The organism is Ruegeria sp. BHSB058 (assembly GCF_059613285.1).
Window position 1 is genome coordinate 1 of the sequence record NZ_JBXWSF010000043.1, and the last position, 22,895, is coordinate 22,895.

Sequence of the window (22,895 nt, forward strand, 5' to 3'; positions counted from 1 at the left end):
GGTGCTGTTCGGGCGATGGTCGGCGGACGCAAGACCAAGGTCTCGGGCGCCTTCAACCGCGCCACGCAGGCGCTGCGCCAGACCGGATCGTCCTTCAAGCCCTTCGTTTACGCCACGGCTCTGGAACTGGGCTATTCACCGCTCGATACCGTGATGGATGAACCCTATTGCATTGACATTCCCGGTTCGGGCCAATGGTGCCCCAAGAACTACACCAACAAGCATTACGGGCGGGTGACGCTGGCCGCTGCGCTCAAGGACTCGCTGAACGTCCCCGCCGTCAAGGTGGCCGAGGTCGCCGGGCTTGACAACGTCCGGCGCGTCGCCAGCGAGTTCGGCATCGAAAGCGATCTGGCCGCTGGCCCTGCGCTGGCTTTGGGCGCGTCGGAAAGCACCCTGATCGAAATGGTGGGGGCCTATGCGGGCATCTTGAACGGTGGTTCCTCGGTCGAACCTTACGGGCTGACCGAACTCAAGCTTATTGGCGACGACCAACCGATGATGGCCACCACCTCGGGTATCGGCGAGCGGGTCATCCGCGAGGATGCCGCGCGCCAGTTGATCTGGATGATGGAAAAGGTCGTTTCCGAAGGATCGGGCAAACGGGCGGCGCTGCCCGGCTGGCAGGTGGCGGGCAAGACGGGCACAACACAGGCCGCCCGCGATGCCTGGTTCATCGGCTTCACCGCGGATTACGTGACCGGCGTCTGGATGGGCTATGACGACAACACGCCCCTGTCCGGCACCACTGGCGGCGGCCTGCCTGCCGAGATCTGGCACGAAACCATGGTGCGCGTGACCGAAGGCATGACACCGTCCCCGCTGCCGATGATGGTCCCCAAGCAACCCACCCGCACCGAACAGCCCAAGCAGCAGAAGCGGCGGAACAACACGATCGGAAACGCGGTTGACAATTTCTTCAAGGATCTGTTCGGCAGAAACTGAGCGGCGCAAACCGCGCTTGATTGACAGTGCGGCCAAAGGCAAGCTCGTCTGGCCGAAACGACCCAGAGGAGGGCCAAGTCATGCGTCGCAACGAGTTGACGGAACGCTTTCGTGCCCTGCATGTGCCGGGCCAGCCATTGGTGATGCCGAACCCCTGGGATCTGGGTTCTGCCAAGGTGATGGCGCGGCTGGGGGCGCAAGCTCTGGCCACGACATCTTCGGGGTATGGGTTCACACTGGGCCTGACCGATGGGGGGCAGATGACACGCGACATGGCCCTGCAACACGCCGCCGCCGTCTGTGCAGCCGTCGACGTGCCGGTGAATGGCGATTTCGAGAATGGATTCGGCGATACTCCGGAAACCGTGGCCGAAACCGTGCGGCTGGCCGCCGAGGCTGGGCTGGCCGGTGTCTCGATCGAGGATACCGCGCTGCCGGGGTCCGGCTCTTATCCGTTCGACCTGGCGTTGGCCCGGATCGAGGCGGCAGTTGCAGCAGCACGAGAGGTTGGCATCGTGCTGACCGCCCGTGCCGATGGCTGGCTTTGCAAAAGCTATGATCAGGCCGAGGCCCTGCGCCGCTGTCAGGCTTTCGCCCGCGCGGGCGCCGATGTGATCTATGCACCGCTGGTCGATGCCGACACCACCCGCGCTATGGCCGCCACCGGAACGCCGGTTAACCTGTTGGCCGCGGGCACGATGCGTGATCTGACGCTCGACCAGATGGGCGCGTTGGGCGCGGCCCGCATCTCCATCGGCGGTGGATTGGCGCGGGTCACGCAGCAGGTGCTCCTCGACGGCACCCGCGCCATGCTGGAACAGGGCGACTTCACCATCCTCAACGGCGCTGCGAACACGGCCGAGGTCGATGCACTGCTGAACGGCTGAGCTGCATCCAGAGAAAACTCCGCATACCATCAGGCGCGCGGGGTCTCGGGCTTTTCGGATTGGAATGGACCGTGTTGCACGAATAGTGGTTGGGCCGCATTTGCGCCTTTCCCCTGTTCGTTATGCGACACGTTCACAGGTCGCGCGACCGAGATGGGTCATGCGGTTGAAAGCTTTGACAGCGATCCGGGTTCGGTTGTCCGAGTCTCCATTTTGCGACTGCGCAGGTTGGGGCCGAGGAACTGACCTATGGCCTTCCGGTTGATGATCACCACCGCCATTTCGGCGGCGGCCAGACCCAGGTGACCATCGACCTGCCACCGGGGGACCACACCCTGCAACTGGTGCCAGGCGACCACTCTCACGTCCCCCACGCCACCCCGATCATGTCCGAGGTCATCACCATCACGGTCGAATAACCGGTAGAATCGCCAGCTTTCCTTGACGCAGGGAATGCCCGGTTCCAAACAACGCATCCGGGCTTTGCCCTGACCTCTCCGGCGCATGGATGAGTGAGGTTCCGGTGTGCGGGACCTTGCTGCTATATGGAATGTTCCCTCAAGATCCTATAGTGGGCTCCAATTCGAGTACTTTTTACCTGCTGCAAGTTTTGCAGCCCTCACGATCTGCGGATCGGACGAATGGATGCATTCTTCGACGAATTTTGAAACATTGTCGCCAGTCCAACCGGGAGCAGCGGCGAGAGGCCAAATACGAATCGGATCATCTTGAGCTCGGCGACTAACGAAATTCAAAATCCGATCAATGTCATCATCATCAGGGACCATTTTGAGCATTGCCATGCCTCTGAATGCACCATCAATCAGCATGTCATTCCCAGATTTCAAGATATCCATAATCGGTGCACCGTCCTTCGATGACTCTGATTTCAAACGAACAATAGCGTCCCCGATACCAACATAGATCATAGTCGCATCAAGGGGACGAGCAGCGAATTCAGTCAAAAACTCCAGCGCATCAATATGCCGACATTCACCTAACGCCATGACAAGCTGATACTGCGTTTCCCACGTTCTTGGGTCTTCAACTTCTTTGCGGAGCGCCTCCAGTAAGTCAGGACCGGCTGCCGGGTCGCCACGTTTGCGTAGTCTTTTAGCGGCCGATCTGCGCTTAGGTGAACGGGTATGCTTTAACAATTCCAAGTCTTCTGCAAGTGTCGACATAACAGGCCTCAAATCAATAGAACTCAGAGATGATATGTCCCAGCCCAATGTCTGCCAAGGGCTCAAAGCAGGCCTTCTTCCTTCAACAGCTCGACCATATTCGCCTCCGGTCTCGGCCCGATATGGCTGATGACCTCGCGGGCACAGACATTGCCGATCCTGGCGCAGGTCTCGAAATCGCGCCCCGTGGCCATGCCGTACAGGAAACCCGCTGCAAACTGGTCACCGGCGCCGGTTGCGTCTACCGGGACAACCTTATTGACCGGCACATCGATGCGCTGGGTGCCGTCCATTACCGTCACACCGTCGCCCGAACGGGTGCACACCACCAGGGGACAGATGCCCGAGGTCAGCATCAGCGCGTCGTCCAGATGGTCGCTTTCGAACAGCGACTGGATTTCGGCCTCGTTGCCGATCACGAAATCCAGGTCGTGCTGGATCAGCGACAGGAAATCGGCGCGGTGTCGGTCGACGCAGAACGGATCGGAAATCGCAATTCCCGCCTTGCCGCCCGCCGCGCGGGTGGCCCGCGCCGCCTCGCGAAAGGCCGATTTTCCGGCATCGTGGTCAAACAGGTAACCTTCAAGGAACATCAGCTTGGCGTTGCCCGTCACCTGCTCCGGAACATCGGCCGAACTTAACGTGGTCGAGATGCCCAGATAGGTGTTCATCGACCGCTCGCCGTCGGGTGAAACAAAGATCATCGACCGCGAGGTCGCCAGATCGCCCGCCACCGGCGGATTGACGAAATCGACGCCGTCCTCATTCATGGCGTCGGCATAGAAATGACCCAGCGCATCGTCGCGCACGCGCCCGATGAAGGCCGCGTCAAGCCCCAGCGCGCCGGCGCCGGCGATGGTGTTTGCCACCGATCCGCCGGGCGTCTGCACCCGGTTTTCCATCGCCGCATACAGCACCTCGCCCCGGTCCTGCTCGATCAGCTGCATGATGCCCTTCTCGATCCCCATCAGGTCGAGAAAGACGTCATCGGATTGCGAGATGACATCGACAACTGCATTGCCGATACCGACGATATCGTAGGTCTTCATAGGGTCTTGTCCTCGAATTGGCACAGGTCGCGGATGATGCAGGTGCCGCACATCGGCTTGCGCGCCTTGCAGTGATAGCGGCCATGCAGGATCAGCCAGTGATGTGCGTGTTGCTGAAAGTCGACGGGGATGTTGTCCTCGATGGCGCGCTCGACCGCATCCACATTCTTGCCGGGGCAGATGCCGCTGCGGTTGCCGACCCGGAAGATGTGGGTATCGACCGCCTGCGCCGGATAGTGCCACCACATGTTCAGCACCACATTGGCGGTCTTGCGCCCCACACCCGGCAGCGATTGCAGCGCCGCACGCGAATTGGGCACCTCGCCGCCATACTCCTCGACCAGAATACGGCTGAGCTTGATCACGTTCTTGGCCTTCTGGCGGAACAGGCCGATGGTCTTGATATGCTCGGTCAGACCCTCTTCGCCCAGATCCAGCATCTTTTGCGGTGTGTCCGCGATCCGGAACAGCGCGCGGGTGGCCTTGTTGACACCTGCATCGGTGGCCTGCGCACTCAGCGCCACGGCGACGACAAGAGTATAGGCGTTCACATGCTCCAGCTCGCCCTTGGGTTCGGGGTCGGCTGCATGGAAGCGGGTAAAGATCTCGTGGATCGTGTGATAATCGAGTTGCTTTGCCATCCCGCCCGGTATGCCGTCCGCGCTTCGGTCGCACAAGTGCAAAGAGGCACCGGTTCAGCGGTTTGTACAATTCGGACAACTACCCTCTGGGAACAGGTACATTTCGCACGATTCGGGTCGCTGCCTATGGGAATGCGGGATAGGTTAAGAAAAAGAAATGAGGTGCGCGATGAATGTCCAGACCACCGAAACCGGCTATCACTACAACGTCATGCGGCGGGCAATCGATCTGATTGATCAGGGCGGAGAAACCCTGTCACTTGACGAACTTGCAAGTCAGATGAACATGAGCCCCGCACATTTCCAGCGCCTGTTCTCGCGCTGGACCGGAGTTTCGCCAAAGCGATATCAGCAGTACCTGACACTTGGTCACGCCAAGGCTTTGCTGCACGAACGGTTCACCACCCTGCAAACCGCGCACAATGTGGGCCTTTCGGGCAGCGGGCGGTTACATGATCTTTTCCTCCGGTGGGAGTCCATGAGCCCCGGCGAGTACGCGCGAAAAGGCGAGGGGCTCTGCATCTATTGGGGATGGTTCGAAAGCCCCTTTGGCCTCGCATTGGTGATGGGAACAAGCAAGGGAATCTGCGGTATAGGCTTTGCGGCCGAGACGGGTGAAGAGGCGGCGATGGACGATCTGGTTTCTCGGTGGCCAAAGGCCGAATTCGTCGAGGAACCCACGCGCTTGCGAGCATGGGTACAAAGCGCCTTTGGCGCAGAACGCGAAGGGGCGGAACCGACGCCGCTCTATCTGATTGGTGCGCCTTTGCAGATCAAGGTTTGGGAAGCCTTGCTGCAAATTCCGACCGGGCATGTCTCCACCTATTCCGAAATCGCCGGTTCCATTGGCGTGCCACAAGCCGTCCGTGCAGTTGGTACCGCCGTGGGACGAAACCCGATCAGTTGGTTGATCCCATGTCACCGGGCCTTGCGAAAATCCGGCGGATTGGGCGGATATCATTGGGGGCTGCCGGTGAAACGGGCAATGCTGGCCTATGAAGGCGCGCGCGCTGACGCATGAACATGTCCAACGTCAATCGCGTTTTCCAAGATTAAGGAATCCGCGACTGATACCGAAAATTCGGTGATCGGAGGAATATTGCCGAAAAGACTCCCAATATTATTAAAGAGTTGCGAGAAAGCTGAATATGGATGTTACTTTTCTTGTTGAGGTAACCCCAAAGGGTCAACGAGGAGAAATACACATGCCAAACAAGCCAGATTTGCCGAACAACGTGGATTTTGATCCATTCGAATTCGCCACCGAGGCCCATCCGGGATGCAGCTGGGGCGAGTTGACGAGTGACGCCATCGAGGATGGTTTTGACCAGGGGGCGCACGCATCGGACCCCAGCGGTGACGGTGTCGGGCCTGAAGAGCGCGTTGGTCTGGCCAATGTGATCGAACAGGGCAACCTGCACGCGACCTGTGAGTTTATCGACGGATTGAACGACATAGCCTGACTTCTTCGGATAGGTACGGTTACTAGACAAAAAACACCCACGTTCGTTGAGCTGTGGGGGTGAACGTGCAGTTTCCATTGGTTGGGCGAGGAATCGCCGATCTCGCCCGATTGTTGCTTGAGCTTGCGATTGCAGGCCGTGATATACTGCGGCAAACAACGCAATCCCGAAGTTGGGGTCTTGAGCAGAAGGTGATTCCATGACGATTTCCAGATTTGTCCTTGCGACCGCGCTGAGTTCTGCTGTGGTCCTGAGCGCATGTACCGATCCGCTTACCCGCAGCACGCAGACTGATCCGAACCAGAACACAAAACAGGGCGCTCTGATTGGTGGCCTGTTGGGCGCCGGGATCGGGGCGATTGCCAACGACTCCGATCCGGGCCTTGGTGCATTGGCCGGTGCTGCCATCGGTGCCGCTGCCGGTGGGGCGATCGGCAACGAGTTGGACAGGCAAGCCGCCGAACTGCGTCAGCAGCTTGCAAATGACGGGATCACGATCACGAATGCGGGTGACCGCCTGATCGTCTCGGTTCCCAACGACATCACCTTTGACACCGACAGCGCCACCGTGCGGCCGGCCTTGCGGTCGGACTTGCAGAAAGTCGCGCAGAACCTTGTGCGTTACCCCAAGTCGAACGTGCAGGTCATCGGCCATACCGACAGCGATGGCGATGCGGCCTATAACCAGGGACTTTCCGTGCGCCGGGCGAATTCCGTTGCCGATATCCTGCAGGCCGGCGGTGTGAGCTATAACCGGATCACCCCCATAGGGCAGGGCGAAAACAACCCGATTGCGTCGAACCTCACTCCGCAAGGCAAGGCGCAGAACCGCCGCGTTGAGATCGTGATCGTGCCGACGCGCGCTGGGTGAAGTCCGGAAAAAAGTATCTGAAATGGGGGGCTGCCAATGGCGGCCCTTCTTGCTTGCGCACATTGACTGCGCGTCAGGTGGGGTTTGGCTGATCGCCGTCAGTGGCTAGGTAATGCAAAACCAACGAAAGGGCTTTCGATCATGTCAAGACCTACCCTGCTTGGCCTCTCTGGCTCGTTGCGGAAAGAGGCTACGAACCGCAAGCTCATGCGCGAGGCAGCAAGGCTGTTCGGGCCGTGTACATTCGTCGAGGCGGATCTGAACCTGCCGCTCTACAACGGTGATGACGAAAAGGCGGACGGCATTCCCGATGCGGTCCAAAAGCTGGCCGATCAGATCGTGCAGGCCGATGCGGTGGTGATCTCGACGCCAGAGTATAACAAAGGCCCCTCTGGTGCTCTCAAGAACGCCTTGGACTGGGTCAGCCGGACTGACGGCAAGCCCTGGGCCGACAAGCCGGTTGCGGTGATGTCGGCGGCGGCTGGTCGGGCCGGAGGCGAACGCGCCCAGATGATCCTGCGCGCCTTCATGGTGCCGTTTCAGACCCGAATGCTGCAAGGTCCTGAGGTGCATCTTGCGAACAGTTCCGCCGAGTTCGACGAAGCAGGACGCCTCTCCAGCGAACACTATACAAGGACTTTGCAGATACTGATGCAGAAACTGCGGGTCGAAGCTGGCCATTGACTTGCCCGGAGCGGCGGGGCTGTTAGTGTCGGCGGCATGGATCAGGATGTTTCGCAGGAAATCCAACGGGATGTAATGGACCCGGCCCGCGCTGCCGCGTTCGAGGTGGCACTGGGGCGAGTTCCTGTGATCGGTGCAGGATCGCCTTTGCCCCCGTTCTTTCACCAGCTTTATTTCTGGACACCGCGCCCGCCTGAATACCTGGGCCGTGACGGGCATCCAAAAGTTGGCGGCGGGCTGATCCCTGATATGGGCTTGCCGCGCAGGATGTGGGCCGGCGGGCGCTTGCGGTTTTCAAGCCCGCTTCGTGCAGGTCTCCCGGCGGAACGGCGGTCGGTACTGGAAAGCGCGACCTCGAAGACAGGTCGTACTGGTCCCTTGGCTTTCGTGACGCTCAGGCATGAAATCTGGCAGCAGGACAGCCTGCGCCTGACCGAGTGGCAGGATCTGGTCTATCGCGAAGACCCGAACCCGGATGCACCGCGCCCACACCCGCCCGAGGCCCGTAGGGACGAGACCGACAGGCGCGAGGTCGGGTTCGATTCCACGCTGCTATTCAGGTATTCTGCGCTGACCTTCAATGGGCACCGGATACATTACGATTTGGACTATGCCCGCGACGTCGAAGGGTATGTGGGACTGGTGGTGCACGGTCCCTTGCTGGCGCAGCACCTTATGTTGTTGGCCGAAGAAGTGATTGGCCCCCTGACCGGTTTTTCCTTTCGCGCCTCCTCGCCGCTGATGCATTTCGAGCGCGCAGAGCTGTGCCGGAGCGGGGACGACCTTTGGGTGCGCGGCCCGGATGGCCGCGAATGTATGCGGGCGACGGCCGAGACCTGATCAGTCAGCCAACGACCTTGCACATGGTGATCGACGTGGGGCTGGAATAGCCGGGATGGGCGGTCTCTCCGGTTTTGACAAAGCCGAGACGCGTGAACGCGATGTGGTTTTCGACCAGTTCGACCCGAGTCTGCAGTTCCAGTGTCGGCAGGCCGTGCACCACCGCGCGTCTCACGGCCAGGGTCACCAACTGCCGGGCCAGTCCGGCACCGCGTTTGTTTTCGGACACTGCCAGTTTGCCGAGGTAAAGCCGATCGGACTTGGGCGTCAGAAATACGACCGCATGTGGGGGTCTTCCGATGGTCCAGATTTCACCCTCGGTGGCTTGCTGGCGTATACTCGCTTGGGTCAGGCGGTGCACCGAGGATGGCGGATCGATCCGGCCTTCCATGAAAGCAAAGCATTCGCTGATCAGCGACAGGATTTGCGGGATAGATGGGTCATCCGGTCCAACTCGCCGCGGATTCTGGTCAGTTCCGCTCACAAGGACGCCTCGGGTCGGAAGTCATCGGGAATGTTGTTTTGATCCTCGAGGATCAGATCGGCCATCACCTCGGCCACTTTCGGGGCCATGCCAAAGCCGATCTTGAACCCGCCATTGGCAATGAACTGGCCCTTGTGCAGCGGGTGTTGCCCCAATATCGGCGCGCGGCTTTTGCTGCGAGGGCGGACCCCGGCCCAGCGGTCGATCACCTCGGCCCCATGCAGGACAGGCACCGCCCGCATGGCGCGTTCGATCACGTCGTCCAGCGCGCTGTCGGTGCTGGTCGGATCGTCATAGTCGCGTTCCGACGTCGAGCCGATCGCCAGTGTTCCATCGGCATGTGGCACGATGTGGATCGCATCCGCGAATATCTGTGACACCTCACCGGCATGGAAGCGGAGCAGCGCGGATTGCCCCTTGACGCCGTTGCCGACAGTCTTGCCATAGGCCCGGTTTAACTCTTCCAGCCCCGCAACGCCAGTTGCATGCACCACCCGACCCGAATCAGGGGCATCAGCCACGACTTCGACACCCATCACGGAAAGTGCGGCCACCAGTGCCGCACCCGCTCGCCTGGGGTGCATCCGAGCGCTCAGCGTATCGTGAATGACATGGCCAGTGACGCTGGGTGGGCACCATGATCCGAGCTTGGCCACCGGCACGACCCGCCACTCGGCCTGTCCTTGCCACAGCTCGCGTGCGGAGATCTCACGCTGTCTGGCAAGCTCCAGAGACCGAACGTCGGCAATCGGCTGAAGCCGTCCAAGGCGACCGTAGCCGGCAGATACGCCGCCCGTCGACTCAACCTGTTTCCAATAGGGTTCCGCCATGATCAGGCTTTCGAATTGAAAGGCTTTCTTGGCGTTCCAGTTCTCGGGGACATGTGGCGCCAGTGCGCCAACAAGGCCGCCACTTGATCCCGCGCCGGGACCGAAAGGGTCGACCACCTGCACCTTTGCCCCGCGTCGGGCGCAGGTCCACGCGATGGAGAGGCCGAAAACACCGGCGCCGCGAACCGTCACATCGACCATTGCCAATTCCCCGTTCCTTGTTCAGTGTCGCGCCGCCTTGCTACAGGATATCACGATGGCAGACCAGCGCGCCAAATTGACATGGACAGGGGACGCGGTGCCCGTGTCCCAACGGTTCGACGATCCCTACTTCTCGCTGCAAAACGGGCTGGAGGAAACCCGGCATGTCTTTCTGGCGGGCAACGATCTGCCTGCGCGGTTTACACCTGGCTTCCGGATTGCCGAACTGGGCTTCGGCACCGGTCTGAACATGCTGACAGTCTGGTCGGAATGGGAAAAAGCGGGGCAGGCCGGCCGGCTTCAGTTTACCAGCTTCGAGGCGTTTCCCATGGATTTGGCGGATATGGAAAAGGCGCTGCAAGCCTTTCCTGAACTTGACCAGTGGAGCAGCCGGTTTCTTGCCCATTGGCGAGGCGGCGCATGCGATCTTGGCACCTTGCAGCTTGAAGTGATCGAAGGCGATGCGCGGCAAACCGTAAGAGGTTGGGCAGGCGAGGCCGAGGCATGGTTTCTGGACGGGTTTTCCCCTGCCAAGAACCCTGAATTGTGGGAGGCGGATTTATTGGCCGATGTCGCAAACCACACAGCAACCGGTGGCACGGCTGCTACTTATACCGCAGCGGGCTTTGTCCGCCGGGGGCTGGAGGAGGCGGGGTTTACCGTCACACGAATCCCCGGCTATGGCCGCAAAAGACACATGACGCGGGCTATCAAAGCGTGACGCAAAAGAACAACATTCCGGCAGGTATTGCCCTGATGATTGGCGCGACAATCGTATTTGCGCTGCAAGACGGCATTTCGCGCCATCTGGCGGGAACCTACAACACCTACATGGTCGTCATGATCCGGTATTGGTTCTTTGCCGCGTTTGTAATTGTCCTGGCGGCACGGACGTCCGGTGGGATTCTGGCGGCAGCGCGAACCAATCAGATTGGCTTGCAAATAACTCGGGGGTTGCTGCTGGCGGGCGAAATTTGCGTGGCCGTCTTTGGCTTCACGGTTCTGGGTCTCATTGAAAGTCAGGCAGTTTTCATTTGTTATCCTTTGCTGGTCGCCGCACTCAGCGGACCGGTACTGGGTGAAAGCGTCGGTTGGCGGCGCTGGGCGGCCATCGGCGTCGGCTGTGTGGGAGTTTTGATCATTCTCCAACCAGGCATGGGCGTATTCAACCCTTGGGCGATCGTCCCTTTGATTTCAGCCCTAATGTTCGCCCTGTATGGCCTTTTGACACGCTATGTTGCCCGTCAGGACGGCACAGCAACCAGTTTCTTCTGGACCGGAATTGCCGGCGCCGTGGCGATGACAGCGGTTGGCATGTGGTTCTGGGAACCGATGATCAGCCGTGACTGGATGTGGATGGCGCTGTTATGCGTGACCGGGGTTACGGGGCACTGGCTGCTGATCAAATGCTATGAAATGGCCGAGGCAAGCGCAGTTCAGCCCTTCGCCTATTTCCACCTGGTGTGGGCCGCCATTTTGGGCATTACCATTTTCGGAGAAACTCTGCGCACGGCTGTGATCATTGGCGCGGGGCTGATCGTTGCCGCCGGTTTGTTCACCTTATGGCGCGAACGACAGCAGCGTTGAACCGACAAGCTCCTGCGAGAATGGAATTGGCAACGCTGGTTTGCCCAGCCGAGCACGATAGACTGGCAGACTTTCCGTGACCCGCATGACATAGTTCCGTGTTTCGGAAAACGGGATGTGCTCGATCCAGTCAATCACGTCGATCTCTCCGGCCCTCGGATCGCCGAACCGTTCCATCCACGAGATCGGTCGCCTTGGCCCGGCGTTGTAACCAGCTGCCATCATGACCACGTTGCCGCCAAGATCGGCGGCAAGGCCGGCCAGATAGTTCGCGCCAAGTTTGGCGTTGTACCTCCAGTCCGAGGTCAGCCGGTTCGTCTTGTGCCCGCTGAGAATACCCAGATCCTGTGCAACGATTTTTGCCGTGGCAGGCATCACCTGCATCAATCCGCGGGCACCGGCACCGCTGATCACAACCGGGTCGAACTCGCTTTCGCGACGAGCGATCGCGAGCGTCATTTCCTTAGCCATCGGAAGACCAAGATCGGCGATGGGGTGCAGCGGATAGTAGGCTGCAGGTAACACAATGCCAGTCTGAGCAGCCCGTTTGGCGATCATCACGGCGACGTGGGGCTCGTCCATTTCCAGTGCCATGTCCCCAAGCTGCGCGGCTTGCGTTTCATCCAGGCTTTCCACCAAATGGGTGAGAAACCGCTCTGCCAGATCACGCTCGCCGGCCTGCAACAATAGAAGCCCCGCCTCCAGAACACTGGATTCGGCAAATTCCGCCTGTTTCCAATGCGGCGCGCGCCGCGGCAATGCCAAATCTGGGTCAAAAGCGCGACCTATCCGTTCGGCAGCAAGAAGCCCGTAGAAAGAGGTCTGATGCGCGGCCCCCGTGGCATAGGCTTCATAGGCTTTATCAGCATCCCCAATCTCGGCATAGGCCCGGCCCAGCCAATACCCGGCGCGGCCGACTGAGATCGGCGAGTCCACTGCTTGCGAGAAGTTCTGGAAATGGCGAACAGCGGTGCCGGGATCGTTCAGCTTGCGCAGGGCAAGGAAGCCGGCCAGCCATTCAAGTTCCGCGTAATCATACCCTAAGCCGGGGGTCATGTGGTGGCGGGACGCGATGTCATAGGCGATTTTGTCTTCACCGTTCCGCATTTTCAACCGGGCCAGGCGGGCGCGTCCTTCGGCCCATTTCCCAGGCTCACCCAGCGTCTCAGGGCTGTTTGATCGTTGCAGCATCAATTCGATGGCGCTGTCATCAAGTTCCTTCCGGTCGCGCCAGACAAATCGCTCATAGGCCAGACCCGGAGAATTCGCCAAGGCTTTTGGTACTTCGGCGATCCGGGCGTCCACACCTGGCGCCATACTGCGAAGATCGATCCGTGCCCGTGCCAACTTGCGTTGATTCTCGCTGACCAAGGGCAGCATCTGCTTTGCGCTGATCAAGTGGCCATCCCACAGCATGCGGTCCAGACGCGCCTCGTGATGCGGTTTCAGCAAGGTCGAGAAATTTTCAAGGTAATTTCGTTGCAGCCCCGGCCCCATCGGCATCGTACGCCATGCCATGACGATATCCGCCTCGGCATCGCCGCGCATGCCTTTGGACATCAGTGCAACCGCGTGATTCAAGGCGCCTTCCGCAGTCTGCGGCGGGATATTGTCATAGAATTTCAGTACACGATCCGGATCGGCATTCGTAAACGAGGGCTCACTTTGTCGCCGCAGCCAATCAAGGCCGGGCCAATCCGCGCGGCGGTCCAGAAACACAAGGGCGTCACCCGATTCGCCATATCCCTGGCGTAGCCAGTGCCACACGATGATATCGCGCGCGACCGAACCGCGCTGCCCCGCCGCCTGCAACGCCTCGTTCCAGTTGTCATTCCGCATTTCGGCAAGAGCCAGCCGCAGATCGTCGACAGTTTCCGCGTGTGCAGGTCCCGACAGGGCCATGCAGCACAGAATCACCCCTGCGATCGTTCTCAGAATGCGTGTCATCCCTTGCAATTCCCGCCAAACCAAGGATACAGCCATTCACGATAAACCGTGCGGCGGCAGGATCAACTCACAATCTGTTCGGCGCGCATTTCCTGCGGTTCGCCCGCTTACGCTGACACTTTGGGAGCACACTTCATGTTCAAAGGCTCTATGCCCGCGCTCGTCACCCCGTTCCACAACGGCGAGTTGGACCTGGACGCGCTCAAACATCTGGTGGAATGGCAGATCGAACAGGGCTCGACGGGGCTGGTGCCAGTTGGAACGACTGGAGAAAGCCCCACGCTGACGCATGAAGAACATGAAACCGTGATATCCGAAGTGGTCAAGGCGGCTGCGGGCCGGGTTCCGGTGATCGCCGGAGCGGGATCGAACAACACCGTCGAGGCCATCCGTTTTGTGCAATTTGCCGAAAAGGTCGGGGCAGATGCGGCGCTCGTGGTGACGCCTTACTACAACAAGCCCACCCAACGTGGACTGCTGGCACATTTCAACACTCTGCATGACTGCGCAGATATTCCGATCATCATCTACAACATCCCGGGCCGCTCTGTCATCGACATGACGCCTGCCACCATGGGCGAACTTGCCAAACTGCCGCGCATCGTCGGTGTCAAAGACGCCACTGGCGATCTTGCACGCGTCAGCCAACAACGTGCCACCTGCGGACCGGAGTTCTGCCAGCTTTCGGGTGAGGACGCCACCGCACTTGGTTTCAATGCACATGGCGGGGTCGGTTGCATCTCGGTCACCGCGAACGTGGCACCGAAGCTTTGTGCCGAGTTCCAGCAGGCCACGCTTGCGGGTGACTACGCCACGGCGCTGGAATATCAGGATCGCCTGATGCCGCTGCACGAGGCAATTTTCATTGAGCCCGGCCTGGTCGGTGCGAAATATGCGCTCAGCAAAGTGGGCCTGTGCAGCGAAGAGGTTCGCTCGCCCTTAACCGGCCTCGAAGACAGCACCAAGACCGCCATAGACGCAGCCATGGCGCACGCTGGCATTCTGTAAAAGGACAAACGGCGCTTTTCGGCGTCGCCTTCTCGCTTCTTTCTGGTCCGAAATACCCCGGGGGTCTGGGGGCAGCGCCCCCTGAGCAATCGCGAATTTTAACGTTTGCCGTAATAGAGGCCCACGACGTGTTCAGCTTGAGCAAAGAACAACCATCGCGATACAGCAACACCAGCGAGATGGGATAGTACCGCCAGCAAGGCAAACACGTGGTTGAAAGGCATCAATAGCAACAGGATTGGCAGGAAAAATGCCAAGCCAAATGCGATGATTCTAAGCTTGACGGCATGCTTTCGCCCCACGACATGTACGAATTCGCGCAGCAGATAGTTGGTGCCTGTATGCGGCGGTTCGAAGGAGCGGACTTTACCACGCGAACCCAGACCGGTTGCCGTTCCGAGGTTGGTACCAGACTGTTCCAGTGCATGATCACCCTGTTTCCAGTAGGCGAGTTGAACCAGCGCAGCGATCAGCAACAATACCAAAGCGGCCCTGATCTGCCCGCTCAGCAATGCGCCGCCAGCCAGGCTGAACGACAGGAACATCGCGGGTGTCAGTTTCATGTTCCAGCGGGGGATAGTCTTGAGTTGAGTGTAGATCATGGAGGTGGTGAAAACCGTCGCCAGTGAAAACACCGATCCGACGAGACCCAATAGCGTCCAGCGCTGGCCAAGGAAGATCACGCCAATAGCATAGAGCCCCATGACCACAAGCGCGACAACCGCGCAAACGCCTTCGCGTGAAAGCCAGCTGGTTTTCCACTGGGTGAACGCTTTCCACGCTCTTTCCGGATGTCCGAGGTGAAAGGTCGACGCCAGAAGGCCGGCCACCGCGAGGCCGAAACCTACGGCAAACAGAACAAAAGCGACCACGCCAGACACCGCCGGAAGCCCGAGGCCAAGAAAGAACAGCAGGCCGAAGCCAAGACCCGACAGCGTGGTAAAGATGATGACAGAAGGTGCGGGATGCATCAGAGTTTCTCCAGTGCCTTGTCGAGCCAGCCAAGAAAACCTTTGGGTTCTTCGGCTACGGGTGCGAGCAGGGGGGCGAGTATGTCAATCTGGTCCTCGATCCTGTCCTTGGGTCGGGGGGGCAGGTATTTGTTAACCGGCTTGGTTCCCATTTCCGGCATCAGGTCCATGCCTCCACGTTCGGCAACCAGTTTGGAAACATCGCTTTCGGGATCCCCCAGATCGCCAAAATGGCGGGCTCCGGCCGGACAGGTGCGCACGCAGGACGGGATACGGTCCACCTCGGGAAGGTTTTCGTTGTAAATCCGGTCGACGCAGAGGGTGCATTTCTTCATCACCCCTTCGGCCATGTCCAGTTCGCGTGCGCCGTAAGGGCAGGACCAGGCGCAAAGCCCGCAACCTATGCAGTCACTTTCATTGACCAGCACAATTCCGTCCTCGGCCCGCTTGTAGCTGGCGCCAGTGGGGCAGACTGTGACGCAAGGCGCATCCTCGCAATGCAGGCAGGATTTGGGGAAATGGATAAGCTGCGCATGTCCCTCTGCGGGTTGCACTTCGTAAGAATGCACCCGATTCAGGAACGTTCCCGACGGGTTGCCGCCATAGGCATCCTGATCGCTGAGCGGGGCGCCATAGTTCTCGGTGTTCCAGCCTTTGCATGAGATAACACAGGCGTGGCAGCCGACACAGGTATCCAGGTCGATGACCAGACCCATTTTGCGCTCGGTGGATTGGGGAAGCTGGGTCATTTGCCTACCTTCCAAGCCAGATTTTTCGGGCCGGTTCCGACCGGCGATTTGATCGGGTCAAAAGTCGGCTGGCTTTCACCCATCTCTTCCGGGTTCGCCGCTTTTTCAATTCTTACCTTGAGGTCGAACCATGCCGCCTGCCCGGTGATCGGGTCCGAGTTGGCCCAACGCATCCCATCACCCTTGGGCGGCAGCAATTCATGGATCAGGTGGTTGAGCAGGAACCCCTTGGTTGCTTCGGGCGCATCGGGTTCCAGTGCCCAAGCGCCTTTGCGCTTGCCGATGGCGTTCCATGTCCAAACGGTGTTTTCGTTCAGCGCGGCCATTTCTATCACAGGAACGGTGATGGAGCCGTGTGGCGAAGACACTTTGGCCCAATCTCCGTCTTTCAGCCCGTATTCCCGCATCAGCTTGGTGGGCACATACAGGGGATTGCGGCCATGCAACTGGCGTAGCCATGCGTTCTGTGTGCCCCAGGAATGATACATCGCCATCGGACGTTGGGTCAGGGCATTGACGGTAAAGCCCTCGTTGCCGGTTTGATCGGTTTCATACCAGATAGGCAGCGGGTTCAGTCGCTCCTTGATCTGCTCGCGCAGATGATCAGGCGGCTGTCGGTCGCCATACCCTTCGGCCGCCAGCTGAAACTTGCGCATCGGCTCGGAGTAGAGCTGGAACAGATAGGGTTGCGGGCTGTCATAAATGCCCATGCCAACGGCCCAATCCTGATAGGCCGTGTTCCATGGTTTGTAATACAGCGCCTCTTCAGGCACATGTTCTATGAAAAAGCCGCCGTTTTCGATATAGCGATTCAATTGGTCGGGGTTCACTTCGCCCCTACCGGATTTATCCCCGTCCGGACCCCGGAAACCGGCGAGCGGTCCGATGCCCGGTTTGCGCTGGTGGTTGACCATATAGTCGGCATAGTCGGCGTATTTGGCCGAACCATCCTCGTTGGTGAATCCAGGCAATTTCAGCTTGTTTGCCAGTTGCACCAACACGGTTTGGAAACCGCGCACATCGCGGTCCGGTTCGATTACCGGCCAGCGAATGGCGTCGGCCGCGCCATCCGCTTCGCAGATCGGACGATCAAGCAGCGAGATGCAATCGTGCCTTTCCAGATACGTGGTGTCGGGCAGGATCAGGTCGGCATAGGCGACCATCTCGGACGAATAAGCATCCGAATAGATGATGCGCGGAATCACATACTCGCCGTTTTCATCCTTGTCAGTCAGCATGTCCATGACACCCTTGGTGTTCATGGTCGAGTTCCACGACATGTTGGCCATGTACATGAACAACGTATCGATCTTGTAGGGGTCTCCCGCATGTGCGTTCGAAATCACCATGTGCATCAGCCCGTGGCTGGACATTGGGTTTTCCCATGTGAACGCTTTGTCGATGCGGGCAGGACTGCCATCCGCCTTTAGCGCCAGATGTTCGGGGCCACGCACAAAGCCCAGATGTGGACCATCCAGCGGTGTATTCTTGGTTACCTTGCAGTGGGGCGTCGGATGCGCTTCGATCGGTTTCGGATAGGGCGGTTTGAAGCGAAACCCTCCGGGAACCTCGACGGTTCCGAGTATGATTTGCAGGATATGCAACGCGCGACAGGTCTGAAACCCGTTGGCATGCGCCGAAACTCCGCGCATCGAATGCATGGAAACAGGCCGCCCGATCATCTTGGCGTGCTTTTCGCCCCGGAAATCCGTCCACTCCTGGTCCAGCTCGAAAGCCTCTTCGAACGCCACGCGGGCCAGTTCCCCTGCGATGGCGCGGATACGCTTGGCGGGGATACCGCATTTTTCCGCAACGGATTCTGGGGCGTATTCTTCGCTGAGATAGCGCTCGGCCATCAGGTGAAAGACCGGGCGATGGATCACGCCGTCTTTTTCATAAACCGCCGACAGATCGGGGCGGACGCCGGACTTGTCGAACGGGGCAAGTTCGCCAGTGGCGCGGTCAACGACCAAAGGCTTCCCATCTGCGTCGCGCAGAAACAGACCATTGTCGGGACCATCCGAGGCGTTGATCAGGACCGGAGCGTTGGTGTAGCGACTGAGGTAGTCCAGATCGATCTTGCCGGCCTTCATCAGAACGTGAATCAGCGACAGGATGAACAGCCCGTCGGTGCCGGGCGTAATGCCGACCCAGTCGTCCGCCACAGCATTGTAGCCCGAGCGGATCGGGTTGACGCCGATTACCCGCGCGCCACGTTTCTTGATCTTGCCGATACCCATCTTGATCGGGTTGCTGTCATGGTCTTCGGCGACCCCAAACAGCATGAACAGCTTGGTATGCTCCCAGTCGGGCTGGCCGAATTCCCAGAATGCGCCGCCCATCGTATAGATTCCGCCAGCGGCCATGTTGACCGAACAGAAACCGCCATGGGCAGCATAGTTGCAGGTGCCGAAATTCTGTGCCCAGAAACTGGTGAAGGATTGCGACTGATCGCGACCGGTGAAAAAGGCAAGTTTTTCCGGGTCATTCTCGCGCAGAGGCTTCAGCCAGCCGGTCGCGATATCCAAGGCCTCGTCCCAACTGATTTCTTCGAACTCTCCCGAACCGCGCGGCCCCACGCGCTTGAGTGGTGCACGCAAGCGCGACGGTGCATTGACCTGCATAATGCCCGCTGACCCCTTGGCACAAAGCACCCCCTTGTTCACCGGATGATCCCGGTTACCTTCGATATAGGCGACCTTGCCGTCCTTCATGTGCACGTTGATGCCGCAACGGCAGGCGCACATGTAACAGGTGGTCCGCCGGATCTCGTCCGAGACTTTGGGCGAGGTATCTAGGATCGGCTGCTGATGGGTCATTGGCGGGTCCTGCTGGTTGGTAAAGGGAACAAGTTCTAAGGCTATTTGAGATATTGGAACGTCGTCACGATATTTTTTGTGTTTCCGGGAGGGAGTTTTGCGTGGCCTGCAGAATGGTAACGGCAATGATCTGAGTTACGTCCTCTGCGCTGCAGCCGCGGGACAAGTCGTTGGCTGGTTTGGCGAGCCCCTGCATGACTGGCCCGATAGCCGAATATCCCCCCAGCCGCTGGGTGATCTTGTAGGCGATATTTCCGGCATCAAGATCCGGGAAAATCATGACATTCGCGTGCCCGGCGACTGTGGAGCCCGGAGATTTGCGTTCCCCAACCGACGGAACAAAGGCGGCGTCGAACTGTAACTCTCCGTCCGCTTCCAGATCGGGGCGATTGGTTTGCAGAAGCTTGGTGGCCTCAGTCACCTTGTCCACAGCGGGATGTCTGGCGCTGCCCTTGGTCGAGAAGCTGAGCATCGCAATCTTCGGTTCCTGACGCAGAAGCGCGCGGCAAGACTGAGCGGAGGCCACAGCGATAGAGACCATTTCCGATGCGTTGGGGTCGATCACGAGGCCGCAGTCGGAATACAGCATCGCGCGTGCCCCTACGGTGGCGTTTTCGGGCGGGTACATCAGGAAAAAGGAAGACACCATCCCGGCATTGCGTGCTGTTCCGATGACCTGAATGGCAGCCCTTACGACGTCGCTGGTCGTGTGCACGGCGCCGCCCACGGTTCCGGTCGCGCGACCCGTGCGAACCAGCATGGCGGCATATGTCAAGGGATCTTGGACCGCCACGCGGGCCGCCGCTTCGTCGACGCCCTTGTGCTTGCGCAATTCATGAAAGATTCCAGCGAACTCGTCGGTAAGATCCGATGATGCGGGGTCGTGAATAGTCAACCCTTCGCCCTGGCTTGCGCCTTCGGTCTGCAAGGTTGCCTCGACCTGGGCCTGAGGCCCAACCAGGATGATATCGGTCAGACCCGCGTTGTGCGCGGCAAGTGCCCCTGCAACAATTCGCGGATCACTGCCCTCGCTCATCGCGACAACCGGGCGGGTGGTCGGAGGGTTTTGGCGAAGAAGATCAATGGGCAAAAGCGTCATACCAAAACCTTCAGGATGTTGAGGATCGAAAAAACGGATAGCATCAGAACCACGAATTTGCGGAACTGGGATTGCGAAGTCTTTGAAAACCGATGCGTTCCCGCCCAGATACCTAACCCAAGGATGGGAAATGCTAGAACGACGCCAAACACGGTATCTGACGTAACCAGACCATTCGCGGCCATGACCGGAAGCGTCATCAGGTCAATTCCGGTCAGAAATACGATCATCGTCGCCCGGAATACAGTTGCTGGGATGGGTTGGGCGGTCATGAAGGCCGCAACCGGCAGTCCACCCACGCCAGCGCTGTTGGCCATTCCGGCGAATATCCCGACACCGATATGACCAGAACGCCCGATCGGCCGTTGAAACTGCCAGCCGCTAAGCAGAAGCAGGCTTAGAACCAGAATCAGGCAGGATACCGCGATGCGCGCCTCCTGTTCACCCAGTCGCGCCATGACGTATACGGCCGGAACAATGGCAATCCCTGCCCCGATCAGAAGAGTGGTCGCCCGTTTCCAGTCGATATGAGGTCGGATGTCGCGCGCCTGAAAAACAGTCATCAGAACTTCGCAGCAAAACACCACGGGGATAAGTGGGATCGGATTGGTTGTCAGTGCCGCGAGGATGATGAAGATCGCGGAAAACCCAAACCCGGAATATCCGCGAATAAAGGCCGCCGCGAACAGCGCGGCGGCCAGAAAGCCCCCTTGGCCCAGTGTGAGGTCAAAGGGAAGGGTCATGTATCAGACCTGTTGCGGCTTCATGTCGGCCCTGTCGATGCCCGCAACCTTGACAGGCTTCTTCATCGCGTCGCGACGGAAAGGCTCGCCCAGTTCCTGGTTGATCATGGCCTCGATCAGGGTGGTGATACCGTTTTTCTGATCCTTGATCGCCTGGTCCAAGGCCGCGGTCAGCTCGTCCTGGGTGCGGGCAATCACGCCTTTCAGGCCGCAGGCATTGGCGATACCGGCGTAAGACACCTGAGTGTCCAGTTCGGTGCCGACAAAGTTGTCGTCGAACCAAAGGGTGGAGTTGCGCTTTTCAGCACCCCACTGATAGTTGCGGAAGACGATCTGGGTCACGGCGGGCCATTCTTCGCGGCCGATGGCGGTCAGTTCGGTCACGGCAATACCGAAGGCACCGTCGCCCGAGAAGCCGACAACCGGAACGTCCGGACAGCCGATTTTCGCGCCCACAACTGACGGCAGGCCATAGCCGCAGGGACCGAACAGGCCGGGCGCCAGATATTTGCGGCCTTCCTCGAAGGACGGGTAAGCATTGCCGATGGCGCAGTTGTTGCCGATGTCGGAAGAGATGATCGCCTCTTTCGGCAGCGCTTGCTGGATCGCACGCCATGCTTTGCGCGGGCTGAGCCAATCGGGTTTGGCGGCACGGGCGCGCTCGTTCCAGGTGGTGCCCGGATCATCCTGCTCGTGGTCCATCGAGCTCAGCTCTTGCGCCCAGGCCGACTTGGTGTGGGCGATCAGCGCTTTGCGCTCGTCGCGGCCTGCATCGCCTGCGGTATCTGCCAGTTTCTCCAGGATGGTCGTGGCAACCTGTTTTGCATCTCCGACGATGCCGACGGTGACTTTCTTGGTCAGGCCGATGCGATCAGGGTTGATGTCAACCTGGATGATCTTGGCGTCAGCCGGCCAGTAGTCGATGCCATAGCCCGGCAGGGTCGAGAACGGGTTCAGGCGGGTGCCCAGAGCCAGAACAACGTCAGCCTTGGAGATCAGTTCCATTGCTGCCTTGGAGCCGTTGTAGCCCAGAGGGCCTGCGTGCAGCGGGTGCGAACCCGGGAAGGCGTCGTTGTGCTGATAGCCGCAGCAGACTGGTGCATCCAGGCGCTCGGCCAATGCTTTGGACTGTTCAATCGCGCCGCCGATGACCACGCCTGCGCCATTCAGGATGACAGGGAACTTGGCGTTGGACAGCAGTTCGGCCGCCTGATCCAGCGCCTCGCCGCCGCCTGCGGGGCGTTCAAACTCGACAATCTTCGGAAGCTCGATATCGATTACTTGCGTGAAGTAGTCGCGCGGCACGTTGATCTGGGCCGGAGCAGAGTTGCGCTTGGCCTGCATGATCACGCGGTTCAGGACTTCGGCCATGCGGGAGGGGTCACGGACCTCTTCCTGATAGCAGACGCAGTCGGCAAAAGCGCGCATCTGTTCCATTTCCTGAAAGCCGCCCTGGCCCATAGTCTTGTTTGCGGCCTGCGGAGTCACCAGCAGCAGCGGGGTGTGGTTCCAATAGGCGGTCTTGACTGCAGTCACGAAGTTAGTGATGCCGGGGCCGTTTTGCGCGATCATCATCGACATCTTGCCGGTGGCGCGGGTGTAACCGTCGGCCATAAAACCGCCAGAGCCTTCGTGGGCACAGTCCCAGAAGGTGATGCCCGCTTCTTCGAAAATGTCCGAGATCGGCATCATGGCCGAGCCAATGATTCCGAACGCGTGTTCGATACCGTGCATCTGCAGTGTTTTGACGAAGGCTTCTTCCGTTGTCATTTTCATGTGTAAGCGCTCCCAAACAGGATGAGTGAGTCCCTGAAACGGTTGTCTCAGGCGATTGCAATTGGTTTTGGCGTAACGAGGGGGAAGTCGTTAGGGCCAGTCGAGGTGGCAGGCTAA

The 22,895-nt window shown here is 59.4% G+C and carries 23 protein-coding genes; 10 read left to right on the forward strand and 13 right to left on the reverse strand.

The features are described 5' to 3' along the window. Nucleotides 1-945: transglycosylase domain-containing protein (locus AC2FNB_RS12150; protein WP_496746616.1), on the forward strand; the 945-nt coding region annotated here is incomplete at its 5' end. An 80-nt stretch (nt 946-1,025) separates the two neighbouring features. Continuing rightward, on the forward strand, nt 1,026-1,832 hold the full coding sequence (locus AC2FNB_RS12155) for an isocitrate lyase/PEP mutase family protein (protein ID WP_496746618.1): 807 nt from the start codon (nt 1,026-1,028) through the stop codon (nt 1,830-1,832). Between the two features lie 158 nt (nt 1,833-1,990). Here the strand turns inward: AC2FNB_RS12155 and AC2FNB_RS12160 are convergent, their stop codons facing one another. From AC2FNB_RS12160 to nth, 4 genes are all read right to left on the reverse strand, one after another. Continuing rightward, nucleotides 1,991-2,308, reverse strand: a complete 318-nt coding sequence (locus AC2FNB_RS12160) for a hypothetical protein (protein WP_496746620.1) — start codon at nt 2,306-2,308, stop codon at nt 1,991-1,993. 90 nt (nt 2,309-2,398) lie between these two features. After that, nucleotides 2,399-3,016, reverse strand: coding sequence for a HEAT repeat domain-containing protein (locus AC2FNB_RS12165; protein ID WP_496746622.1), 618 nt, complete (start codon nt 3,014-3,016; stop codon nt 2,399-2,401). Nucleotides 3,017-3,078: 62 nt separating this feature from the next. Then, the gene (locus AC2FNB_RS12170; protein WP_496746624.1) at nt 3,079-4,065 is read right to left on the reverse strand and encodes an adenosine kinase; all 987 of its coding nucleotides are present in this window, start codon (nt 4,063-4,065) and stop codon (nt 3,079-3,081) included. After that, the gene (gene nth / locus AC2FNB_RS12175) at nt 4,062-4,706 is read right to left on the reverse strand and encodes an endonuclease III (protein ID WP_496746626.1); all 645 of its coding nucleotides are present in this window, start codon (nt 4,704-4,706) and stop codon (nt 4,062-4,064) included. Before nth ends, AC2FNB_RS12170 begins: the two co-directional genes overlap by 4 nt. Nucleotides 4,707-4,875: 169 nt before the next feature. Here nth and AC2FNB_RS12180 point away from each other — a divergent pair, with 169 nt between their 5' ends. From AC2FNB_RS12180 to AC2FNB_RS12200, 5 genes are all read left to right on the forward strand, one after another. Beyond that, on the forward strand, nt 4,876-5,727 hold the full coding sequence (locus tag AC2FNB_RS12180; RefSeq protein ID WP_496746628.1) for a bifunctional helix-turn-helix domain-containing protein/methylated-DNA--[protein]-cysteine S-methyltransferase: 852 nt from the start codon (nt 4,876-4,878) through the stop codon (nt 5,725-5,727). Nucleotides 5,728-5,911: 184 nt separating this feature from the next. Further along, nucleotides 5,912-6,169, forward strand: coding sequence for a hypothetical protein (locus tag AC2FNB_RS12185; protein WP_480748600.1), 258 nt, complete (start codon nt 5,912-5,914; stop codon nt 6,167-6,169). A gap of 199 nt (nt 6,170-6,368) precedes the next feature. Continuing rightward, complete coding sequence (locus AC2FNB_RS12190; protein WP_496746630.1) at nt 6,369-7,040, forward strand: YiaD family glycine zipper/OmpA-like lipoprotein; 672 nt, start codon at nt 6,369-6,371, stop codon at nt 7,038-7,040. A gap of 141 nt (nt 7,041-7,181) precedes the next feature. Further along, a complete protein-coding gene (locus tag AC2FNB_RS12195; RefSeq protein ID WP_496746632.1) occupies nt 7,182-7,724 on the forward strand; it encodes an NADPH-dependent FMN reductase in 543 nt (180 codons plus the stop codon). 36 nt (nt 7,725-7,760) lie between these two features. After that, nucleotides 7,761-8,564 carry an HTD2 family dehydratase gene (locus AC2FNB_RS12200; RefSeq protein ID WP_496746635.1) on the forward strand — a complete coding sequence of 268 codons (804 nt, stop codon included), beginning with the start codon at nt 7,761-7,763 and terminating at the stop codon, nt 8,562-8,564. A gap of 4 nt (nt 8,565-8,568) precedes the next feature. Here AC2FNB_RS12200 and AC2FNB_RS12205 read toward each other — a convergent pair whose 3' ends face one another. Both AC2FNB_RS12205 and AC2FNB_RS12210 read right to left on the reverse strand, forming a co-directional pair. Then, the gene (locus AC2FNB_RS12205; protein WP_496746637.1) at nt 8,569-9,048 is read right to left on the reverse strand and encodes a GNAT family N-acetyltransferase; all 480 of its coding nucleotides are present in this window, start codon (nt 9,046-9,048) and stop codon (nt 8,569-8,571) included. After that, nucleotides 9,045-10,079 (reverse strand): NAD(P)/FAD-dependent oxidoreductase, encoded by a 1,035-nt coding sequence (locus AC2FNB_RS12210; RefSeq protein WP_496746639.1) that lies wholly within the window; start codon nt 10,077-10,079, stop codon nt 9,045-9,047. Before AC2FNB_RS12210 ends, AC2FNB_RS12205 begins: the two co-directional genes overlap by 4 nt. 55 nt (nt 10,080-10,134) lie before the next feature. Between AC2FNB_RS12210 and mnmC2 the strand changes: the two genes are divergently transcribed. Beyond that, nucleotides 10,135-10,800 carry a tRNA (5-methylaminomethyl-2-thiouridine)(34)-methyltransferase MnmC2 gene (mnmC2, locus tag AC2FNB_RS12215; RefSeq protein ID WP_480748606.1) on the forward strand — a complete coding sequence of 222 codons (666 nt, stop codon included), beginning with the start codon at nt 10,135-10,137 and terminating at the stop codon, nt 10,798-10,800. Between the two features lie 35 nt (nt 10,801-10,835). After that, entirely contained in the window at nt 10,836-11,666 is an 831-nt protein-coding gene (locus tag AC2FNB_RS12220; RefSeq protein ID WP_480748785.1) for a DMT family transporter, read from the forward strand. Here AC2FNB_RS12220 and AC2FNB_RS12225 read toward each other — a convergent pair. Next, nucleotides 11,640-13,613 (reverse strand): lytic transglycosylase domain-containing protein, encoded by a 1,974-nt coding sequence (locus AC2FNB_RS12225; RefSeq protein ID WP_496746641.1) that lies wholly within the window; start codon nt 13,611-13,613, stop codon nt 11,640-11,642. The two genes, AC2FNB_RS12220 and AC2FNB_RS12225, sit on opposite strands and share 27 nt — an antisense overlap. A gap of 135 nt (nt 13,614-13,748) precedes the next feature. On the opposite strand from AC2FNB_RS12225, the gene dapA reads away from it, so the two are divergent. Further along, entirely contained in the window at nt 13,749-14,621 is an 873-nt protein-coding gene (gene dapA / locus AC2FNB_RS12230) for a 4-hydroxy-tetrahydrodipicolinate synthase (RefSeq protein ID WP_480748608.1), read from the forward strand. 98 nt (nt 14,622-14,719) lie between these two features. On the opposite strand, the gene AC2FNB_RS12235 is transcribed toward dapA, so the two are convergent. The 6 genes from AC2FNB_RS12235 to xsc form a co-directional block, all read right to left on the reverse strand. Further along, a complete protein-coding gene (locus AC2FNB_RS12235; RefSeq protein WP_496746643.1) occupies nt 14,720-15,592 on the reverse strand; it encodes a dimethyl sulfoxide reductase anchor subunit family protein in 873 nt (290 codons plus the stop codon). Next, the gene (locus AC2FNB_RS12240; protein WP_480748610.1) at nt 15,592-16,341 is read right to left on the reverse strand and encodes a 4Fe-4S dicluster domain-containing protein; all 750 of its coding nucleotides are present in this window, start codon (nt 16,339-16,341) and stop codon (nt 15,592-15,594) included. The genes AC2FNB_RS12235 and AC2FNB_RS12240 overlap by 1 nt, the downstream gene beginning before the upstream one ends. Then, nucleotides 16,338-19,160, reverse strand: a complete 2,823-nt coding sequence (locus AC2FNB_RS12245) for a molybdopterin oxidoreductase family protein (protein ID WP_496746645.1) — start codon at nt 19,158-19,160, stop codon at nt 16,338-16,340. The genes AC2FNB_RS12240 and AC2FNB_RS12245 overlap by 4 nt, the downstream gene beginning before the upstream one ends. Before the next feature lie 64 nt (nt 19,161-19,224). Continuing rightward, nucleotides 19,225-20,259 carry a phosphate acetyltransferase gene (gene pta, locus AC2FNB_RS12250; protein WP_496746647.1) on the reverse strand — a complete coding sequence of 345 codons (1,035 nt, stop codon included), beginning with the start codon at nt 20,257-20,259 and terminating at the stop codon, nt 19,225-19,227. After that, the gene (locus tag AC2FNB_RS12255; protein ID WP_496746649.1) at nt 20,256-21,002 is read right to left on the reverse strand and encodes a sulfite exporter TauE/SafE family protein; all 747 of its coding nucleotides are present in this window, start codon (nt 21,000-21,002) and stop codon (nt 20,256-20,258) included. The genes pta and AC2FNB_RS12255 overlap by 4 nt, the downstream gene beginning before the upstream one ends. A 3-nt stretch (nt 21,003-21,005) precedes the next feature. After that, nucleotides 21,006-22,778: a sulfoacetaldehyde acetyltransferase gene (gene xsc, locus AC2FNB_RS12260; RefSeq protein WP_496746650.1), complete on the reverse strand. Its 1,773-nt coding sequence runs from the start codon at nt 22,776-22,778 to the stop codon at nt 21,006-21,008. Between the last annotated feature and the right edge of the window lie 117 nt (nt 22,779-22,895).

Excerpts from the sequence above, each read along its gene's own strand:
- AC2FNB_RS12170 (WP_496746624.1), bottom strand. The coding sequence starts at position 4,065 with ATGAAGACCTACGATATCGTCGGTATCGGCAATGCAGTTGTCGATGTC.
- AC2FNB_RS12240 (WP_480748610.1), bottom strand. The coding sequence starts at position 16,341 with ATGACCCAGCTTCCCCAATCCACCGAGCGCAAAATGGGTCTGGTCATC.
- AC2FNB_RS12185 (WP_480748600.1), top strand. The coding sequence starts at position 5,912 with ATGCCAAACAAGCCAGATTTGCCGAACAACGTGGATTTTGATCCATTC.
- AC2FNB_RS12210 (WP_496746639.1), bottom strand. The coding sequence starts at position 10,079 with ATGGTCGATGTGACGGTTCGCGGCGCCGGTGTTTTCGGCCTCTCCATC.
- AC2FNB_RS12235 (WP_496746643.1), bottom strand. The coding sequence starts at position 15,592 with ATGCATCCCGCACCTTCTGTCATCATCTTTACCACGCTGTCGGGTCTT.
- pta (WP_496746647.1), bottom strand. The coding sequence starts at position 20,259 with ATGACGCTTTTGCCCATTGATCTTCTTCGCCAAAACCCTCCGACCACC.
- AC2FNB_RS12155 (WP_496746618.1), top strand. The coding sequence starts at position 1,026 with ATGCGTCGCAACGAGTTGACGGAACGCTTTCGTGCCCTGCATGTGCCG.
- xsc (WP_496746650.1), bottom strand. The coding sequence starts at position 22,778 with ATGAAAATGACAACGGAAGAAGCCTTCGTCAAAACACTGCAGATGCAC.
- AC2FNB_RS12220 (WP_480748785.1), top strand. The coding sequence starts at position 10,836 with ATGATTGGCGCGACAATCGTATTTGCGCTGCAAGACGGCATTTCGCGC.
- AC2FNB_RS12245 (WP_496746645.1), bottom strand. The coding sequence starts at position 19,160 with ATGACCCATCAGCAGCCGATCCTAGATACCTCGCCCAAAGTCTCGGAC.
- AC2FNB_RS12190 (WP_496746630.1), top strand. The coding sequence starts at position 6,369 with ATGACGATTTCCAGATTTGTCCTTGCGACCGCGCTGAGTTCTGCTGTG.
- AC2FNB_RS12255 (WP_496746649.1), bottom strand. The coding sequence starts at position 21,002 with ATGACCCTTCCCTTTGACCTCACACTGGGCCAAGGGGGCTTTCTGGCC.
- AC2FNB_RS12180 (WP_496746628.1), top strand. The coding sequence starts at position 4,876 with ATGAATGTCCAGACCACCGAAACCGGCTATCACTACAACGTCATGCGG.
- mnmC2 (WP_480748606.1), top strand. The coding sequence starts at position 10,135 with ATGGCAGACCAGCGCGCCAAATTGACATGGACAGGGGACGCGGTGCCC.
- nth (WP_496746626.1), bottom strand. The coding sequence starts at position 4,706 with ATGGCAAAGCAACTCGATTATCACACGATCCACGAGATCTTTACCCGC.
- AC2FNB_RS12195 (WP_496746632.1), top strand. The coding sequence starts at position 7,182 with ATGTCAAGACCTACCCTGCTTGGCCTCTCTGGCTCGTTGCGGAAAGAG.
- AC2FNB_RS12165 (WP_496746622.1), bottom strand. The coding sequence starts at position 3,016 with ATGTCGACACTTGCAGAAGACTTGGAATTGTTAAAGCATACCCGTTCA.
- AC2FNB_RS12225 (WP_496746641.1), bottom strand. The coding sequence starts at position 13,613 with ATGACACGCATTCTGAGAACGATCGCAGGGGTGATTCTGTGCTGCATG.
- AC2FNB_RS12200 (WP_496746635.1), top strand. The coding sequence starts at position 7,761 with ATGGATCAGGATGTTTCGCAGGAAATCCAACGGGATGTAATGGACCCG.
- dapA (WP_480748608.1), top strand. The coding sequence starts at position 13,749 with ATGTTCAAAGGCTCTATGCCCGCGCTCGTCACCCCGTTCCACAACGGC.
- AC2FNB_RS12160 (WP_496746620.1), bottom strand. The coding sequence starts at position 2,308 with ATGCGTTGTTTGGAACCGGGCATTCCCTGCGTCAAGGAAAGCTGGCGA.